The following is a 17,698-nucleotide window of genomic DNA, read 5'->3' as shown; positions in this document are numbered from 1 at the left end:
GCTAGTGCTGGGCGTCGCGGGTGTCGGCCTCGCGGAGGCGGCGGGCCATGATCGTGAGGAGCTTGTAGGACAGCCCCGGGACGGTGTCGAGCAGACCGCTGAACTCGCGCTGGCCGAGGACGAGCACCTTCATGTCGGTGTCGGCGACCACGCTGGCGTTGCGGGGCTCCCTGGAGAGCAGGGCCAGCTCGCCGAAGTACGCGCCGGGGCCGAGCTCGGTGATGATCTCGTCGTTGCGGCGCACGGTGGCGGAGCCCTCGAGGATGAGGAAGAACTCGTGGCCGATGCGGCCCTGGTCGACGAGCATCTTGCCGGCCGCCACGTCGATCTCGTCGGAGGCCTTGCCCACCTTTTGCAGATCCTTCCGGGAGCACGCCGAGAACAGCGGGACGCTGGCGAGGTGGTCGAGGTAGTTGGTCTTGGCCATGGCGGGCAACGGTAGCCCCTCACGGCCTGCGGCGACCGGATTCGCGCCTCGTCGCATCGCGGGTTCACGTTCCCGAAACAGACAGGCGACGGTGCGGAAACCCTGCCTCCCTACGGTCGCCGACATGTTCGCGACCTCGAGGAGGAAAAAGTGAGAACGAAGCTCGCCCTGGGAGCGGGGCTCATCGGGGTGGCGGTGCTGGCCTCGGCCGGCCCCGCCGGCGCCCAGGAGGCCACCGACATCCCGCTCGACGACGTGCAGATGATCCTCGACAACACGTTCGTGTTCATCTGCGCCGTGCTGGTGCTGTTCATGCAGGCCGGCTTCGCCATGCTCACCGCCGGCCTCACCCGGGCCAAGAGCGTGGCCAACATCCTCATGAAGAACATGATGGACATGTGCGTGGGCATCCTGGTCTTCGCCCTGATCGGCTACCACATCGCCTACAGCGGAGCCGACTACTTCGGCTTCAGCTGGCTCTTCAGTGGCTACGCCGATGCCCCGACCACCGACTACAGCCTCATGTTGCCGGTCGACTTCCTCTTCCAGGCGGCGTTCGCTGCGGCGGCGGCGACCATCGTGGCCGGAGCGCTGGCCGAGCGGACCCAGTTCCGCGGCTACCTCATGTACACGGTGTTCATCACCGGCTTCATCTACCCGATCGTCGTGAGCTGGCAGTGGGGTGGGGGCTGGCTCTCGCAGCTCGGCACGCCCTTCCAGGACTTCGCCGGTTCCACGCTTGTGCACTCAGTCGGCGGCTGGGCCGCCCTGATGGGGGCGATCATCATCGGCCCCCGGATCGGGAAGTTCGGCGCCGACGGCAAGCCCCGCGTGATGCAGGGCCACTCGATCGCCCTCACCGTGATCGGCGTGTTCATCCTCTTCATCGGCTGGTTCGGGTTCAACCCGGGCTCCCAGCTCGCCGCTGACATCGAGGTGCCCCGCATCGCCGTCAACACCGCCCTGGCCGCTGCGGCCGGTGGCGTGGCTGCCATGATCGCCAGCTGGGTCACCAGCAAGAAGCCCGACGTCTCGATGGCCGGCAACGGGATCCTCGCCGGCCTGGTGAGCATCACCGCCGGCGCCTGGGCGCTCGACGGGTTCGGCGCGATCATCGCCGGCGCCATCGGTGGCGTGATCGTGGTCTTCGCCGTGATCGGCTTCGAGCGGGTCCGCATCGACGATCCCGTGGGCGCCATCTCGGTCCACGGCGTCTGCGGCGCATGGGGCACGCTCGCCGTCGGCCTCTTCGCCAACGGCAACGCTCCCTTCCTCGACGAGGGGTCCGACGGTCTGTTCTTCGGCGGCGGAACCGAGCTCCTGATCAGCCAGGCCATCGGGGTGGTCGCGGTGTTCGTCTTCGTGTGCATCACCGCCGGCATCCTGTTCTCGGCCATCAAGGCCATGGGCTGGCTGCGGGTCTCCCCCGAGGAGGAGATGGCCGGGCTCGACATCAGCGAGCACGGCGCCCACGGCTACGCCGACGACACTGTGTCGGCGAGCTCCGGTGGCATGGCCACCGGCACCACCCGCGAGACGACGACGGTCTAGGAGGCCACCATGGAGCTCATCACCGCCATCATCAAGCCTCACGCCCTCGACGCCGTGAAGGACGCCCTCAAGGTTGTCGGGGTCCAGGGGATCACCGTCAGCGAGGTCAAGGGGTTCGGCCGCCAGGGCGGCCACACCGAGACCTACCGTGGGACGGAGTACACCGTCGACTTCGTCCCCAAGGTCAAGGTTGAGGTCCTCGCCGAGGGCACCGACACCGACCGTGTGGTCGACGCCATCGCCGCCGCGGCGGGCACCGGCAAGATCGGCGACGGCAAGATCTGGGTCACCGGCGTGGGCCGGGCCGTGCGGATCCGCACGGGCGAGGAGGGCGTCGACGCCATCTGACCCTGCGGGGCCAGCGTGACGCAACCCTCATCCGGACGGCCAGTGGGGCCGGCGCACCAGCGCCGGCCCCACTGTCGCGCTCGGGGCGAGCTTCTGGCACCAGGAACGCGCTGCTCGTCGGCGCGTTCCTGGTGCCAGAACGCTTGACGGGCCCCGTTCGGTCCTCCTACTCGGCGGGGCTGTCGTCAGTCGTCGTCGCCCACGTCCCGGCGCCGCAGGGCCTCGGCCAGCTCGTCGATGACGGTGTCGGGGCTGAGCTCGGTGCCGGCCCGGTAGGCGGCTCGGCCAACCATGTGGGCGGCCACGGGGGCGGTGATGAACTGCAGGCTGGCGGCCAGCACGAGCTTGGCGATGTCGCCCCGGTTCTCGACCAGCATCGACGTGCCGACCACCACCAGGAGGAGGCCGAGCGTGATGGCCTTGGTGGCGGCGTGGATGCGGGCGAACACGTCGTCGAACTGCTGGAGGCCGATCGCCGCCAGCAGGGCGAAGGTCACACCGCTGACGAGGAAGACGGAGGCGACGATCTCGACGGCCGACATCAGCGCGCCCCCCGTCGCTCGATGAAGCGGGCCACCGTGACGGTGCCGATGAAGGCGATCAGCGAGGCCACCAGGAGCACGTCGAGGAACGTGCCGCGCCCGGTGCGGGCGGCGTTGACGGTCACGCCCATGACGATGACGATCAGGAGCGAGTCGAGGGCGATGATCCGGTCGGCGAGGGACGCTCCGCGCACGAGGCGCACCACGCAGAGGCTGGCGGCGAGGGCGAGGCCGATGAAGCAGCCGAGGGCGACGGTGCTCACGAGGCTTCCGTCCGCAGGGCGTCCTCGACGTCGGCCAGGCGGCGCTCGGCCAGGGCGATGGCCGTCTCGGTGTCGAGAGCCCGCAGCACCCGCAGCTCGAGGTTGAGCACGTCGACCCGCACCCGCTCGATGGTGCGCAGGTGCAACACGTGGACGTAGAGCACGGTGGGGTGGCGCTCGATCTCGAGGGTGAGGGTGCCGGGGGTGAGGGAGATCATGTTGGCAACCGTGGCGACCACCACGTCGGAGGCGCCGGTGAGGGGGACGGCCACGATGGCCTCGTTGACGTTGGCGTTGCTCGGGGTGATGACCTCCCATGCCACCACCACGTTGGCCTCGAGCAGCTTCCAGAGGAAGTAAGCGAGGAGCTGCACGGCTTTGAGCGGGCGGAAGGTGCTGACCGCCGAGGCCTTCCGCACGGGGAAGAAGGTGGTGAGCAGGAGGCCCACCACCACGCCGCTGGCCACGTTGGCCGCGCTGACGTCCTCCCACAGCGCCACCCACACGACGAGCAGCCAGAGCACGGTGATGAGTCGGGCGGTCATCGGTCGAGCACCGCCCCCACGTAGGTGGTCGGGTCGAGGATGTCGACCGCCGCCCGCTCGCTCAGCTCGTAGATCGGCTGGGCGAACGCGGCGACGCCGAGGCTCAACCCGACCAGCCCGACGGTGGCGGCGACCATCAACCGGGGCGCTGCCAGCCGGCTGGGACCGTCGACGGGCTCGGTGGGCTCCCCCCAGAAGACGGCGTTCCAGATCTTCGTCATGGAGAACAGGGTGAGGGCGCTGACCGCCAGGCTGATGCCAGTCACCGTCCACTGACCCTCGGCGAGACCGGCCTGCACCAGCGACAGCTTGCCGACGAAGCCCGAGAAGGGTGGGAGCCCGGCGAGGCTCATGGCCGGGAGGGCGAAGAGGACCGCGACCACCGGTGTCCGCCGGACCAGGCCGCCGAGCCGTCCCAGTGCCCCGGTCCCGGTGGTCTGCTCGACGAGGCCGCCGACGAGGAAGAGCGACGTCTTCACCGGGATGTGGTGGATGACGTAGAGGATGGCGCCGGCCAGCCCGGCCACGCTGTAGAGAGCCAACCCGAAGATCATGTAGCCGATCTGGCTGACGATGTGGAAGCTGAGGATGCGCTTCACGTCATCCTGGGCCACGGCCCCGAGCACGCCCACGACCATGGTGAGGGCAGCCACCGCCAGCAGCAGCGTGGTGGGGAAGCCCTCCCCGCTGAAGAGCAGTGCCTGGGTGCGGATGATGGCGTAGACGCCCACCTTGGTGAGCAGGCCGGCGAAGACGGCGGTGACGGCCATGGGGGCGGTCGGGTACGAGTCGGGGAGCCAGAAGAACAGCGGGAAGATGGCGGCCTTGATGCCGAAGGTGACGAGCAGCAGCGCCCCGAGAGCGGCCTGCACGCCGTCGGGGATGGCGTCGAGGCGCCCCACCAGGTCGGCCATGTTCACCGTGCCGGTGGCGGCGTAGATGAGGCCGATCACGGTGATCAGCAGGGTGGAGGCCATGAGGTTGATGACCACGTACGTCATGCCCGCCCGGATCTGGGCCCGGCTGCCTCCGAGGGTGATCAGCACGTAGCTGGCCGACAGCATGATCTCGAAGGCCACGAACAGGTTGAACAGGTCGCCGGTGAGAAACGAGGCCGACACGCCCGCGGTGAGCACCAGGTAGAGCGGGTGGAAGTAGAACGCCGACTTGTCGGCGCGGGGCTGGCCGATGGCGTAGACGAGCACGGCCAGCACGGTGGCGAGCGACACGCAGAGGAAGAGCGCGGCCATGAGGTCGGCCACGAGGGTGATGCCGATGGGCGCCGGCCAGCCGCCCATGTCGACCGCCACCACGCCGTCGGCCTCCACCTGCACGAGCACGGCCACGGAGATGGCCATGGCCGCCGCCACGGTGAGCACGCCGATCACCTGCTGCGCCAGCACTTGGCGCCACAGCACGAGGGACACCCCGGCGCCGAGCAGGGGCAGGGCCACGAGGAGGGGGACGAGGATGTCCATCACCGGACGTCCTCGTCGTCGACCGTTTCGCCCAGGCCCCGGAGCACGTCGATCTCGTGGCCCTCGCGCGCACGCTGGGCGATGCGGCGGTCCTCGATGTCGTCCTCGGCCTCGTCGTTGTGGGTGAGGGTCCAGCTGCGGTAGGCCAGCGCCAGCAGGAAGGCCATGATCCCGAAGGTGATGACGATGGCGGTCAGCGCCATGGCTTGGGGGAGCGGGTCGGCGAAGGTGCTGGCTCCCTCGGCTGCGGCCGTCCCGATGCCGTCCTCCACCGCGCCGCCGGCCTGGGCCCCGCCGATGAGGGGGACGTCGCCGGCGCGGCCGCCTGCCATGAGCAGGAGCAGGTTGGCGCCGTGGCCCATGAGGGCAAGGCCCATGACGATGCGGGTCAGCGTGCGTTGCAGCATCAGGTAGGTGCCGGTGGCGTAGAGCACGCCGACGGTGAGGGCGAGGATGAGGATCACGTCGCCGCCTCCCCGCCCTCGGCCGGGGCGGCCTCGCCCTCGGTCTCCTCGCGCCCGAGCGAGCGCAGGACGCCCACCACCAGGCCGACGACCACGAGGTAGACGCCGATGTCGAAGACCAGCACGGAGGTGAACGAGACCTTGCCCAGCAGCGGGAGGTCCTGGGGGTGGTAGCCGCTCTGCAGGAAGTCGCCGCCGAACACCAGGGACGCCATGCCGGTGAGCACGGCGATGATGACGCCGGTGCCGAGGAGGACCTCGGGTGTGACGGGCTCGATCCGCTGCACCTCGTCGGCGCCGCCGCCCACGTAGCGGAGCATGAAGGCGGCCCCGGCGACGAGCCCCCCGATGAAGCCGCCCCCGGGGGCGTTGTGGCCGGCGAAGAGCAGGAACAGCGAGAAGAGCAGCACGGTGTGGAACGTGACCCGCACGCCCACGTCGAGCACCAGGGAGCGCCGGAACCTCATGGCTGCGCCTCCCGCTCCATCCGCTCGACCCGGGCGGCGCGCCCGGCGGCGACGGCCCGCTCGCGCCGCGCTGCCCGCACCAGGCCGGCGATGCCCAGGGCAGCGACGGTGAGCACCACGATCTCGCCCATGGTGTCGAAGCCCCGGAAGTCGACCAGGATCACGTTCACGACGTTGCGCCCCTGGGCCTCGGGCACCGACAGCGCCAGGTGGGCGTCGGAGACGGGGCTCTCGGTGCGCACGCTGGCGGCGACCATTGCGAAGGCGGCGATGAAGACGCCGACCCCGCTGGCCACGAGCACGCGCGGGGCCTGGCCGAGTCGCCAGCGCTGCGCCTCGAAGCGCTCGGGCAGGTGGCGCAGCACCAGCACGAAGATCACCAGCACAAGGGTCTCGACCAGCAGCTGGGTGAGGGCGAGGTCGGGGGCTCCTTGGATGATGAACAGCACGCCCACGCCGAAGCCCACGCCGCCGAGGAAGATCACGGCGGCGAAGCGGCGGTGCGACCAGGCGGTGGCCACGGCGGCGACGGCCACCACGCCGGCCACGACCAGCTGGAGCCAGGTGTCGGCCACCACGATCTCGGTGGGGAAGCGGGTGCCGGTGAGGAGCAGGGTGCCGGGGACGGCGAGCACCGTCATCATGATCACCCCGAGGTACACGGGCAGCGACCCGTTCTGCAGCACGGAGGTGACCCGCTCGGCGGTGCGGATGGTGCCCGAGACGGCGAAGCGATAGCCGTCGTCGGCGTTGGGCAGGGCCGGCACCCGTGCCTGGAGGGCCTCGACCTGGCGGCGGCCGAAGAAGAGGAGGGACCCGACCAGGAACGTCCCGATCGACAGCACGAGCGCGGTGTTGAAGCCGTGCCAGAGGATGAGCTTGTGGGGCTCGAGGAGCGGGTCGAGCGCTCGCCCGGCCTCGCTCACGTAGGGGCTGATCGGGCTGGGGAACAGGCCCATGGCCAGGCCCAGCACGCCGACCACGGCGGCGGGGCCGAGGAGGGCCCAGCCCGGCCGGGGGACGTCGGGGCCGATGGGCTCGCCGCCGAGCTCGTGGGCGCCCTTGTCGGCGAAGGCGCCCCAGAGGAAGCGGGCGGTGTAGGCGAAGGTGATCACCGAGCCCACCACGATGGCCACCAGCACCAGGACCCGGGCGCCGCCGAGATCGGCGTCGAGGATGCTCTCGAAGGCGGACTCCTTCGAGATGAAGCCGATGAGCGGCGGGAGGCCGGCCATGGAGGCGGCGGCGAGGGCACTCACCACGAAGGTGGGCTTCAGCCGCCGACCCAGACCCGACAGCACACGCAGGTCGCGGGTGTGGGCCTGGTGGTCGACGATGCCCACGACCATGAACAGGGTGGACTTGAACGCCCCGTGGGCCACCAGCAGGGCGGCGCCGGCGAAGGTGGCGCCTTCGAGGCCCACGCCCAGCAGCACGACCATGAACCCCAGCTGGCTGATGGTGCCGTAGGCGAGCACCAGCTTGAGGTCGTGCTGGCGCAGGGCCCGGTAGCCACCGACGAGCATGGTGGCCGCCCCCACGGTGAGCACCAGCGGCCGCCAGAAGCCGACATCGGCAGCGAACGACGGCGACAGGCGGGCGATGAGGTACACCCCCGCCTTCACCATGGTGGCCGAGTGCAGGTAGGCGCTCACCGGGGTGGGGGCGGCCATGGCGCCAGGCAGCCAGGAGTGGAACGGCACCTGGGCCGACTTGGTGAACGCGCCGGCGAGCAGCAGGAGCATGGCGGCGGGCACCACGCCGCCCGAGGGCGGCGACGCAAGGATCTCCGAGAGGGTGAAGGTGCCGGCCGCCTGGCCGAGGAGCACGCTGCCACCGAGGAGGGCGAGCCCGCCGGTGCCGGTGATGAGGAGGGCCTGGAGGGCGGCGGCCTTGGCCGCCGGTTTGGTGTCCTCGAAGCCGATCAGCAGGTAGGAGGTGATCGACGTCAGCTCCCAGAACACGAAGAGGAGCAACAGGTTGTCGGCCAGGACGAGGCCGAGCATCGCCCCGGAGAACCCCACGAGGGTGGCGGCGAAGCGGCCGAGGCCGGCCCGCATGGAGAAGTAGGCGTCGGCGTAGGCGAAGATGAGCACGCCGATGCCGCTCACCAGGCCCACCATGAGGAGCGAGAAGGCGTCCAGGCGCAGGGTGGCGTCGAGGCCGAGGCTCGGGAGCCACTGCCACGTCTCGGTCACCGGTGTGCCGTCGATGACGCCACCCGCCTTCGTGGCGGCCCACACCACCGTGGCCAGAGGGCCGAGGCCGCACAGCAGGAACACGCGCGTGCCCAGCCGCTTCGATGCCCAGGGGGCGACGGCGGCCAGCGCGGCGTGGATCCCGAGCAGGACGAGCAAGCGCTACGTGTCCTGGCGGTCGGCGGGGTCGTCGGGCTCGCCGGCGCCGGCTGCGGCCTGGTTGGCCACGGCGGCGGCTGCCTCGGCCGCCTTGGCCGGGTCGCCGAGGTAGCCGGAGGACACCTTGGCGAGGTGCTCGTCGAGCTCGAACACCAGGGGGATGCCGGTGGGGATGTTGAGGTCGGGGATGTCGTCGTCGCTGATGTCGTCGAGGTGCTTGACCAGGGCGCGGAGGCTGTTGCCGTGGGCGGCGACCATGACCCGTCGACCCTCGAGGAGGTCGATGCAGATGTGGTCGTGCCAATACGGCATCATCCGCGCGACCACGTCGGCCAGGCACTCGCTGGCGGGCAGCAGGTCGGCGGGGAGCATGGCGTAGCGGGGATCGTGGCGGGGGTGGCGCTCGTCGTCGGGGTCGAGCGGCGGGGGTGGGGTGTCGTAGCTGCGCCGCCAGACGTGGACCTGGTCGGCCCCGTACTCGGCCGTGGTCTCGGCCTTGTTGCGACCCTGGAGGTCGCCGTAGTGGCGCTCGTTGAGCCGCCAGTGCCGTCGCTGGGGCACCCACAGCCGGTCGAGCTGCTCGAGGGCGATGTTGGCGGTGCGGATGGCGCGCTTCTGCAGCGAGGTGTGGACGATGTCGACCTCGAGGCCTTCGGCAGCCATGAGGCGGCCGGCCTCGCGGGCCTCTGCCTCGCCCACCTCGGTGAGGTCGACGTCGTGCCAGCCCGTGAAGAGGTTCTCGGCGTTCCAGACGCTCTGGCCGTGGCGGAGCAGCACCAGCGTGGGCATGGCAAGACCCTACGAGACGGGCCGGGGCGAAGCACCCCCCAGACTTGACAAGAGGACGCTCAACTTCGATGTGTCATGCAGACGCATCGTGGTTACACTCACCACCAAGCAGATCGCCGCCTCCCGAGGGGGAGGCACCCCCCGAACCTGGAGGAACCCCATGGCAAAGGCCGTCGGCATCGACCTCGGCACCACCAACTCCGTCGTCAGCGTCCTGGAGGGCGGTGAGCCGACGGTGATCCCCAACGCCGAGGGCGGGCGGACCACCCCCTCGGTGGTCGCCTTCGCCAAGAACGGCGAGGTCCTGGTCGGTGAGGTGGCCAAGCGCCAGGCCATCACCAACCCCGACCGCACCATCCGCTCGGTCAAGCGCCAGATGGGCACCGACTGGAAGACCGACGACGTCGACGGCACGACCTACACCGCCCAGGAGATCAGCGCCCGTGTGCTCCAGAAGCTCAAGCGCGATGCCGAGGCCTACCTCGGTGACACCGTCACCCAGGCGGTCATCACGGTGCCGGCCTACTTCAACGACGCCGAGCGCACCGCCACCAAGGAGGCCGGTCAGATCGCCGGACTCGAGGTCCTGCGCATCATCAACGAGCCCACCGCCGCCGCCCTCGCCTACGGCCTCGACAAGGAGGGCGCCGAGCAGACGATCCTCGTGTTCGACCTCGGTGGCGGCACCTTCGACGTGTCGGTGCTCGAGATCGGCGACGGCGTCTTCGAGGTCAAGTCCACCCACGGCGACACCAGCCTCGGCGGCGACGACTGGGACCAGCGGGTCATCGACTGGCTCGTGCAGCAGTTCAAGGCCAAGGAGGGCGTCGACCTCGCCGCCGACAAGATGGCGGCCCAGCGCCTCAAGGAGGCAGCCGAGAAGGCCAAGATCGAGCTGAGCTCCACGCAGTCGACCCAGATCAACCTCCCCTTCATCACCGCCACCCAGGAGGGCCCCAAGCACCTCGACGAGACCCTCTCCCGGGCCAAGTTCCAGGAGCTCACCGCCGACCTCCTCGAGCGCTGCCGCTCCCCGTTCGAGCAGGCCATCTCCGACGCCGGCATCGACAAGGGTGCGCTCGACCACGTGATCCTCGTGGGCGGATCCACCCGCATGCCGGCGGTGGTCGAGCTGGTCCAGTCGTTCACCGGCAAGGAGCCGAACAAGGGCGTCAACCCCGACGAGGTGGTGGCCATCGGCGCCGCCGTCCAGGCCGGCGTGCTCAAGGGCGACGTGAAGGACGTCCTCCTGCTCGACGTCACCCCCCTCTCCCTCGGCATCGAGACCAAGGGCGGGGTGATGACCAAGCTCATCGAGCGCAACACCACCATCCCGACGCGGCGCACCGAGGTCTTCACCACCGCCGACGACATGCAGCCGTCGGTCGAGATCCACGTCATCCAGGGCGAGCGCGAGATGGCCAGCTACAACAAGACCCTGGGCAAGTTCCAGCTCGTCGAGCTGCCCCCCGCCCCGCGCGGCGTGCCGCAGATCGAGGTCACCTTCGACATCGACGCCAACGGCATCGTCCACGTGTCGGCCAAGGACCGGGCGACCAACAAGGAGCAGTCGATGACCATCACCGGTCAGAGCTCGCTCGACAAGGACGCCATCGACAAGATGGTCCGCGACGCCGAGGCCCACGCCGAGGACGACCGCAAGCGCCGCGATGAGGCCGAGGTTCGCAACAACGCCGACAGCCTCGTGTACCAGACCGAGAAGGTCCTCCGCGAGCACGGCGAGAAGATCGAGGGCACCGAGAAGGAGGCCGTGGAGTCGGCCCTCGCCGAGCTCAAGACGGCGGTCGACGGCAGCGACATCGAGGCGATCCGCACCGCCACCGAGACCCTCATGGGCGCCAGCCAGACCTTCTCGCAGCGGCTGTACGAGGCGGCTGCCGCCGAGGGTGGGGCAGCAGGCACCGCCGGCAGCGACGCCGGCTCGGCCCCGGCCGACGACGAGGTCGTCGATGCCGAGATCGTCGAGGACGAGGACAAGTCGGCCTGATGTCGGACGTCAACCCCACGCACGTGGAGCCCGACGACCCCCGAGCCGACGCCGAGGCGCCGGCCGAGGGGGTCGCCCGCGGGCCTGACGACGCCCCACCGGCTGACACCGGTCCAACCGACGACGGGCCCGACGACGGGCCGCCCTCGGTCGAGGACCTCCTCGCCTCGCTCGAGGCGGTCACCGCCGAGCGCGACGAGTACCTGGCCCTGGCCCAGGCGAAGCAGGCCGAGTTCGAGAACTTCCGGAAGCGCACCATGAAGCAGCAGGCCGACGACGTCGCCCGGGCGGCGGGCTCGCTGGTCGAGGTGATGCTGCCCGTGCTCGACGCCTTCGACTACGGCGTGGCCCACGGCGACGAGTCGCTGGTCCCCATGCGCGGCCAGCTGCTGGGCGTGCTCGAGCGCGAGGGCCTCGAGCGCCTCGACCCCGTCGGCGAGGCGTTCGACCCCAACGAGCACGAGGCCGTCGCCCACGAGGCCGGCGACGGGGGTGAGCCCGAGGTGGCCGAGACCCTCCGGGCCGGCTACCGCTGGAAGGGCCGCCTGGTGCGGCCCGTGATGGTCCGGGTGAGGGACTGAGGCACCGTGGCGCCGCAGCGTGAGTGGTTCGAGAAGGACTACTACGAGATCCTCGGCGTGCCGGAGACGGCGACGCAGAAGGAGATCACGCGCGCGTACCGCAAGCTCGCCCGGGACACCCACCCCGACGCCCACCCCGGCCTCGAGGACCGCTTCAAGGAGGTCTCGGCGGCCTACGACGTGATCGGCGACGCCGAGAAGCGCAAGGAGTACGACGAGGTCCGCCGGCTCGGCCCGGTTGGCGCCGGCTTCGGTGGGCCCGGCGGTGGCGGGTCGCCCTTCGGGGGCTCCGGCAGCTTCCGGGTCGACGACCTGGGCGACCTCGGCGACATCTTCGGCGGCCTCTTCAACCGTGGGCGTGGGCGGGGCGGGCCCCGTACCGCCGGGCCTCAGCGGGGGGCCGACCTCGAGGCCGAGCTCCACATGGCCTTCGTCGACGCCGTCAACGGGATCACCACCTCGATCAACCTCACGAGCGAGGCCCCGTGCTCGACCTGCCACGGCACCGGGGCGGCGCCGGGCACGTCGCCGACGGTGTGCACCGCGTGCGGCGGTCGTGGCGTGCTCGACGAGAACCAGGGCATGTTCTCGTTCAGCCAGCCGTGCTCGTCGTGCGGGGGCCGCGGGTCGGTGGTCACCACGCCGTGTCCCTCCTGCGGGGGCTCGGGGTCGGAGCACCGGCCCCGCACGGTCAAGGTCCGCATCCCCGCCGGGGTCGACGACGGCCAGCGCATCCGCCTGAAGGGGCGCGGTGGTCCGGGCCGCAACGGGGGCCCCGCCGGCGACCTCTACGTCGTGGTCCGACTCGAGGCCCACCCCATCTTCGGTCGGCGGGGCGCCGACCTGACGCTCGACGTCCCGGTCACCTTCCCCGAGGCCGCCCTCGGGGCCGACATCAAGGTGCCCACCCTCGACGGCGAGCCCGTGACCCTCCGCCTCCCCGCCGGCACCCGCTCGGGCCGGACCTTCCGGGTCAAGGGCAGGGGGGTGCCCAAGAGCTCAGGGGCCGGCGACCTCTTGGTGGCGGTCGAGGTGGCGGTGCCCGCCCGCCTCTCCGGCGCCGAGCGCGAGGCGGTCGAGGCGCTTGCCGCCGCCAATCCCGAGTCTCCCCGTGCCCACCTGGGAGTATGAGGTGAGCCATGCCGAGCCGTGACCGCAACCACGCCGTGTTCGTGATCTCCGTCGCCGCCGAGCTCGCCGGCGTCCACCCGCAGACCCTGCGCATCTACGAACGCAAGGGCCTCGTCGACCCTGCCCGCACCGGCGGGGGCAGCCGCCGCTACAGCGAGCACGACCTCGACCGGCTGCGGCGCATCAGCGAGCTCACCGACGAGGGCCTGAACCTCGCCGGGGTCAAGCGCGTCCTCGAGCTCGAGGCCGAGGTTGCCAGCCTCGAAGACGAGCTCGCCGAGGCCCGCGAGCAGGCCCGCACCGACATCGACCGGACCCATCGTCGCTACCGCCGCGACCTGGTCCCGCTCTCCCAGGCCATGGAGCTCTTCGGGCGCCGCATCCGCTGACCGCCGCGGGTAGGTCGTCACCCGTGCCCTCCTCCGGTCGGTTGGTGCGGTTACGGTCCTTGCGGCGGCCGGGCGACCGTGCCGCTGGACCGACGAAGGGGGATCCCGATGTCCACGCGCAGCTGCCCCGGCCGGTTGGCGGCTGTGCTTGCGGCGGCTGCCATCGCGGGCGGCCTCGTCGCGTGCGGTGGTGACGACGTGGGTGAGGCGTTCTGCGAGGCGGCGCTGGCCATCGGCGCCCCCGGTGATCCCGACGTCGACTTCGCCACCGCCTCGGCCGAGGAGGTCCGGGCTGCCGAGGAGGCGTTCATCGAGGAGCAGTTCCAGCCCCACGTCGACGAGGTGGCGACCAGCGGACCCGAGGGGGTGCGCGACGACGCCGAGCGCCTCTCCGAGATCGTTGCCGAAGCCACCGCCGACCCCGAGAGCGACTTCGGACGGGCGCTGTTCTTCGGTGAGGGGGCGGCGGCGCGCTCCGCCATCGTGGCGGCTGCCGCGAAGGACGACGGGTGCGACTGGAACCGCGTCGAGGTGTCGGCGGTCGACTACGCCTTCGACGGTGTCGCCGACTCGGTGCCGGCGGGGACCGTGGCGTTCGAGCTCACCAACGACGGCGACGAGCTGCACGAGATGGTGGTCGTTCGCAAGGTCGACGACGAGGATCGGACCTTCGCCGAGCTGCTGGAGCTGCCCGAGGAGGAAGCGCAGCGGCTCGTCACCTTCGTCACCGCCGGCTTCTCCGCCCCGGGGGCGACGGCGTGGTCGGTCGGCGAGCTCGAGGCCGGCGAGCATGCCTTGCTCTGCTTCATCCCGGTGGGCACCGTCGATGAGGACCAGGCCCTGGCCGGCGACGGTCCGCCCCACCACACCCGGGGCATGGTCCACGTGTTCACCGTCGAGTAGGCGCCACCCCTCCGGCCCGCCGCAAAGTTGACAATGATGTAGTCAACTTTCCTCACACCAGGTACCCTGCGTGACATGGCGATCGACCCCAACCGCTGGACCGTCAAGACCCAGGACGCCTTCAACGCCGCCGTCGAGTCGGCCCGGGGCGCCAGCCACCCCGAGGTCACCCCTGATCACCTGCTCGCCAGCCTGCTCGACCGGGCCGAGGGCGTGGTGGTGCCCCTGCTCGAGAAGGTCGGCGTCGACCCCCGCGCCCTGGCCACGGCCACCGCCGGGCGCCTCGACGCCCTGCCCAAGGCCTACGGCGCCGCCGAGGCCGGCATGTCGCGCGACCTGCGGGCGGTGCTCGAGCGGGCCGACAAGGCGCGCACTGACCTGCGCGACGACTACCTCTCCACCGAGCACCTCATCCTGGCCATGGCCGACATCGTCGGCGCCTCCACCGAGGAGCTGCTCACCGCCCTGCAGGCGGTGCGGGGCAGCCACCGGGTCACCAGCCAGAACCCCGAGGAGAGCTACCAGGCGCTCGAGCGCTACGGCCGCGACCTCACCGAAGCGGCTCGCCAAGGCAAGCTCGACCCGGTCATCGGCCGCGACGAGGAGATCCGCCGGGTCATCCAGGTGCTGTCGCGCCGCACCAAGAACAACCCGGTGCTCATCGGCGAGCCGGGTGTGGGCAAGACCGCCATCGTCGAGGGCCTCGCCCGGCGCATCGTCGAGGGCGACGTCCCCGAGGGCCTCAAGGGCAAGCGGGTCATCAGCCTCGACCTGTCCTCGATGGTGGCCGGCGCCAAGTTCCGCGGCGAGTTCGAGGAGCGGCTCAAGGCCGTCCTCAAGGAGATCACCGACGCCGGGGGCCAGGTCGTCACCTTCATCGACGAGATGCACACCGTGGTGGGCGCCGGCGCCGCCGAGGGCTCCATGGACGCCTCGAACATGCTCAAGCCCATGCTCGCCCGGGGCGAGCTGCGCATGATCGGCGCCACCACCCTCGACGAGTTCCGCAAGCACATCGAGACCGACGCCGCCCTCGAGCGCCGGTTCCAGCAGGTCATGGTCGGCCAGCCCTCGGTCGACGACACCATCGCCATCCTGCGGGGCCTCAAGGAGCGCTACGAGGTCCACCACGGGGTGCGCATCCAGGACGCGGCGCTCGTGGCCGCCGCGGTGCTGTCCGACCGCTACCTGACGGGCCGGTTCCTGCCCGACAAGGCCATCGACCTCGTCGACGAGGCGGGCAGTCGCCTGCGCATCGAGATCGACTCGCTGCCCACCGAGATCGACGTCGTCGAGCGTCGCATCCGCCAGCTGGAGATCGAGCGGGTGGCCCTGGCCAAGGAGACCGACGAGGCATCGGCCGAGCGGCTCGAGGCCCTCGATGCCGAGCTGGGCGACCTGCGCGAGCAGTCGACGTCGATGAAGGCCCACTGGCAGGGCGAGAAGGAGGCCATCACCGCCATCCAGGAGCTCAAGGAGGAGCTCGAGGGCAAGCGCGAGTCGGTCGAGCGCGAGACCGACCTCGAGCGGGCGGCCGAGATCCGCTACGGCCAGGTGCCCGAGCTCGAGCGGCGGGTCGAGGAGGCCACCGCACGCCTCGACGAGCTCCAGTCCGAGCAGCGGATGCTGAAGGAGGAGGTCGACGAGGAGGACGTCGCCGAGGTCGTCGCCAAGTGGACCGGCATCCCGGTGGCGAGGCTCATGGAGGGCGAGGTCGCCAAGCTCGTTCGCATGGAGGACGTGCTCCACCAGCGGGTGGTTGGCCAGGAGGAGGCCGTTCGCTCGGTGGCCAACGCCATCCGCCGCAGCCGGGCCGGGCTGTCCGACCCGAACCGGCCCATCGGCTCGTTCCTCTTTCTCGGACCCACCGGCGTCGGCAAGACCGAGCTGGCCCGGTCGCTGGCCGACTTCCTCTTCGACGACGAGCGCGCCGTGGTCCGCATCGACATGAGCGAGTACATGGAGAAGCACTCCGTCTCGCGGCTCATCGGCGCCCCGCCCGGCTACATCGGCTACGACGAGGGCGGGCAGCTCACGGAGTCGGTCCGGCGCCGTCCCTACGCCGTGGTGCTGCTCGACGAGATCGAGAAGGCCCACCCCGACGTGTTCAACGTGTTGCTCCAGCTCCTCGACGACGGCCGCCTCACCGACGGCCAGGGTCGCACGGTCGACTTCACCAACGTGGTGCTGATCATGACGTCGAACCTCCCCGGGGACCCGCGCGACTTCTTCAAGCCCGAGTTCGTCAACCGGATCGACGACATCATCCGCTTCCGCTCGCTCGAGGAGGCCGACCTCACCCACATCGTCGACATCCAGCTCGCCACCCTGGTGGAGCGCCTGGCACGTCGCCGCCTCACCCTGGAGGTGACCGACGACGCCCGCCGGGTCCTCGCTGCTCGGGGCTACGACCCGGCCTACGGGGCCCGGCCCCTCAAGCGCCTGCTGCAGAAGGCGATCGCCGACCCGCTGGCCATGGCCCTGCTCGACGGGCGCTACGCCGACGGCGACACCGTGGTGGTCGATGCCGACGACGGTGAGGTCGTGCTCGCTCGAGGCGGTTGACTGGAGGGGTGAGCACGAGCGATCCCCCCACCGACGGCCAGCCCCTCCGGGGCCGCCGCATCGGGATCACCGCCGACCGGCGCTGGCAGGAGCAGGCTGACCTGTTCCGCAAGCGCGGCGCCGAGGTGGTCCACGGGCCCACCATGCGGACCGTCGACCTCACCGCCGACGACGCGCTGCGCCGTGCCACCGCGGCGCTCGCCGCCGACCCGCCAGCGGTCCTGGTCGCCACCACCGGCTTCGGGATGCGGCGGTGGCTCGAGGCCGCCGCCGTCTGGGGGGTCGAGGCCGACCTGCTCGCCGCCCTCGGCCGGGCCCACGTGGTCGCTCGCGGCGCCAAGTCGTCGTCGGCCGTCCGCCAGGCCGGCCTCGAGGTGGCGTGGCGTGCCCCCCACGAGACGATGGACGAGGTGCTCGACCACCTCGGGGAGCGCGGCGTCGAGGGGGCCCGCGTGGCCCTCCAGCTCTTCGACCCCGACGACCACCCCGCCACGGAGGCCCTGCGGGCAGCTGTCGGCACCGGGGGAGAGCTGGTGGAGGTCCCGCTCTACCGCTGGGTGCTCCCCGACGATCCGGCGCCCGCCCTGCACCTCGTCGACCTCGCCGTCGAGGGCGGCCTCGACGCCGTCACCTTCACCAGCCAGCCGGCGGTGCGGAACCTGTTCCGCATCGCCGGTGACGCGCCCGGCGACCGAGCCGAGGCCCTCCGTCATGCCCTCAACGGCCCGGTGCTCCCGGTCTGCGTGGGGCCGGTGTGCGCCCGGGCGGTCGAGGAGGAGGGCGTGACCACCTCGGTGTGGCCCGAGCCCAACCGCCTCCCGCCGATGGTCCGGCTCACCGCGGAGCTCCTCGGCCCCGCCTCACGTCTGGCCTGACCGGGCGAAAGTCTC

General features: G+C 71.1%; 18 protein-coding genes. 9 read left to right on the top strand and 9 right to left on the bottom strand.

Annotation, left to right across the window (positions count from 1 at the left end; translation table 11 throughout):
- Nucleotide 1 precedes the first annotated feature (1 nt).
- Nucleotides 2-427, bottom strand: a complete 426-nt coding sequence (locus tag VMN58_05340; protein ID HUF32617.1) for a cyclic nucleotide-binding domain-containing protein — start codon at nucleotides 425-427, stop codon at nucleotides 2-4.
- Between the two features lie 150 nt (nucleotides 428-577).
- Between VMN58_05340 and amt the strand changes: the two genes are divergently transcribed.
- Both amt and VMN58_05330 read left to right on the top strand, forming a co-directional pair.
- Complete coding sequence (gene amt, locus VMN58_05335) at nucleotides 578-1,978, top strand: ammonium transporter (protein ID HUF32616.1); 1,401 nt, start codon at nucleotides 578-580, stop codon at nucleotides 1,976-1,978.
- A 9-nt stretch (nucleotides 1,979-1,987) separates the two neighbouring features.
- Nucleotides 1,988-2,326, top strand: a complete 339-nt coding sequence (locus VMN58_05330; GenBank protein ID HUF32615.1) for a P-II family nitrogen regulator — start codon at nucleotides 1,988-1,990, stop codon at nucleotides 2,324-2,326.
- Between the two features lie 185 nt (nucleotides 2,327-2,511).
- Here VMN58_05330 and mnhG read toward each other — a convergent pair whose 3' ends face one another.
- Genes mnhG through VMN58_05290 form a run of 8 tightly spaced genes read right to left on the bottom strand, consistent with a single transcriptional unit; the run spans nucleotide 2,512 to nucleotide 9,231 of the window.
- On the bottom strand, nucleotides 2,512-2,868 hold the full coding sequence (gene mnhG, locus VMN58_05325) for a monovalent cation/H(+) antiporter subunit G (GenBank protein ID HUF32614.1): 357 nt from the start codon (nucleotides 2,866-2,868) through the stop codon (nucleotides 2,512-2,514).
- The gene (locus tag VMN58_05320) at nucleotides 2,868-3,131 is read right to left on the bottom strand and encodes a monovalent cation/H+ antiporter complex subunit F (protein HUF32613.1); all 264 of its coding nucleotides are present in this window, start codon (nucleotides 3,129-3,131) and stop codon (nucleotides 2,868-2,870) included. The genes mnhG and VMN58_05320 overlap by 1 nt, the downstream gene beginning before the upstream one ends.
- Complete coding sequence (locus VMN58_05315; protein HUF32612.1) at nucleotides 3,128-3,676, bottom strand: Na+/H+ antiporter subunit E; 549 nt, start codon at nucleotides 3,674-3,676, stop codon at nucleotides 3,128-3,130. Before VMN58_05315 ends, VMN58_05320 begins: the two co-directional genes overlap by 4 nt.
- Entirely contained in the window at nucleotides 3,673-5,154 is a 1,482-nt protein-coding gene (locus tag VMN58_05310) for a Na+/H+ antiporter subunit D (protein ID HUF32611.1), read from the bottom strand. The genes VMN58_05315 and VMN58_05310 overlap by 4 nt, the downstream gene beginning before the upstream one ends.
- Nucleotides 5,154-5,618, bottom strand: coding sequence for an NADH-quinone oxidoreductase subunit K (locus VMN58_05305; protein ID HUF32610.1), 465 nt, complete (start codon nucleotides 5,616-5,618; stop codon nucleotides 5,154-5,156). Before VMN58_05305 ends, VMN58_05310 begins: the two co-directional genes overlap by 1 nt.
- On the bottom strand, nucleotides 5,615-6,085 hold the full coding sequence (locus VMN58_05300) for an MnhB domain-containing protein (GenBank protein ID HUF32609.1): 471 nt from the start codon (nucleotides 6,083-6,085) through the stop codon (nucleotides 5,615-5,617). Before VMN58_05300 ends, VMN58_05305 begins: the two co-directional genes overlap by 4 nt.
- Nucleotides 6,082-8,442: a hydrogen gas-evolving membrane-bound hydrogenase subunit E gene (gene mbhE, locus VMN58_05295; GenBank protein ID HUF32608.1), complete on the bottom strand. Its 2,361-nt coding sequence runs from the start codon at nucleotides 8,440-8,442 to the stop codon at nucleotides 6,082-6,084. The genes VMN58_05300 and mbhE overlap by 4 nt, the downstream gene beginning before the upstream one ends.
- Nucleotides 8,443-8,445: 3 nt before the next feature.
- Nucleotides 8,446-9,231 (bottom strand): phosphoglyceromutase, encoded by a 786-nt coding sequence (locus VMN58_05290; protein ID HUF32607.1) that lies wholly within the window; start codon nucleotides 9,229-9,231, stop codon nucleotides 8,446-8,448.
- A gap of 160 nt (nucleotides 9,232-9,391) precedes the next feature.
- Between VMN58_05290 and dnaK the strand changes: the two genes are divergently transcribed.
- From dnaK to VMN58_05255, 7 genes are all read left to right on the top strand, one after another.
- Complete coding sequence (gene dnaK, locus VMN58_05285; GenBank protein ID HUF32606.1) at nucleotides 9,392-11,239, top strand: molecular chaperone DnaK; 1,848 nt, start codon at nucleotides 9,392-9,394, stop codon at nucleotides 11,237-11,239.
- Nucleotides 11,239-11,820 carry a nucleotide exchange factor GrpE gene (locus VMN58_05280; protein HUF32605.1) on the top strand — a complete coding sequence of 194 codons (582 nt, stop codon included), beginning with the start codon at nucleotides 11,239-11,241 and terminating at the stop codon, nucleotides 11,818-11,820. The genes dnaK and VMN58_05280 overlap by 1 nt, the downstream gene beginning before the upstream one ends.
- Before the next feature lie 6 nt (nucleotides 11,821-11,826).
- Entirely contained in the window at nucleotides 11,827-12,951 is a 1,125-nt protein-coding gene (dnaJ, locus tag VMN58_05275; protein HUF32604.1) for a molecular chaperone DnaJ, read from the top strand.
- Between the two features lie 8 nt (nucleotides 12,952-12,959).
- Entirely contained in the window at nucleotides 12,960-13,340 is a 381-nt protein-coding gene (locus VMN58_05270; protein HUF32603.1) for a helix-turn-helix transcriptional regulator, read from the top strand.
- A 108-nt stretch (nucleotides 13,341-13,448) separates the two neighbouring features.
- The gene (locus VMN58_05265) at nucleotides 13,449-14,243 is read left to right on the top strand and encodes a hypothetical protein (GenBank protein HUF32602.1); all 795 of its coding nucleotides are present in this window, start codon (nucleotides 13,449-13,451) and stop codon (nucleotides 14,241-14,243) included.
- 75 nt (nucleotides 14,244-14,318) lie between these two features.
- Nucleotides 14,319-16,808: an ATP-dependent chaperone ClpB gene (clpB, locus tag VMN58_05260; protein HUF32601.1), complete on the top strand. Its 2,490-nt coding sequence runs from the start codon at nucleotides 14,319-14,321 to the stop codon at nucleotides 16,806-16,808.
- Between the two features lie 8 nt (nucleotides 16,809-16,816).
- Nucleotides 16,817-17,683, top strand: a complete 867-nt coding sequence (locus tag VMN58_05255) for a uroporphyrinogen-III synthase (GenBank protein HUF32600.1) — start codon at nucleotides 16,817-16,819, stop codon at nucleotides 17,681-17,683.
- Nucleotides 17,684-17,698 lie beyond the last annotated feature (15 nt).

The organism is Acidimicrobiales bacterium, assembly GCA_035512495.1.
Classification (GTDB): domain Bacteria; phylum Actinomycetota; class Acidimicrobiia; order Acidimicrobiales; family CADCSY01; genus DATKDW01.
Note: the sequence above shows the minus strand (reverse complement) of the source record. Positions and strands in the feature narration are given on the sequence as shown.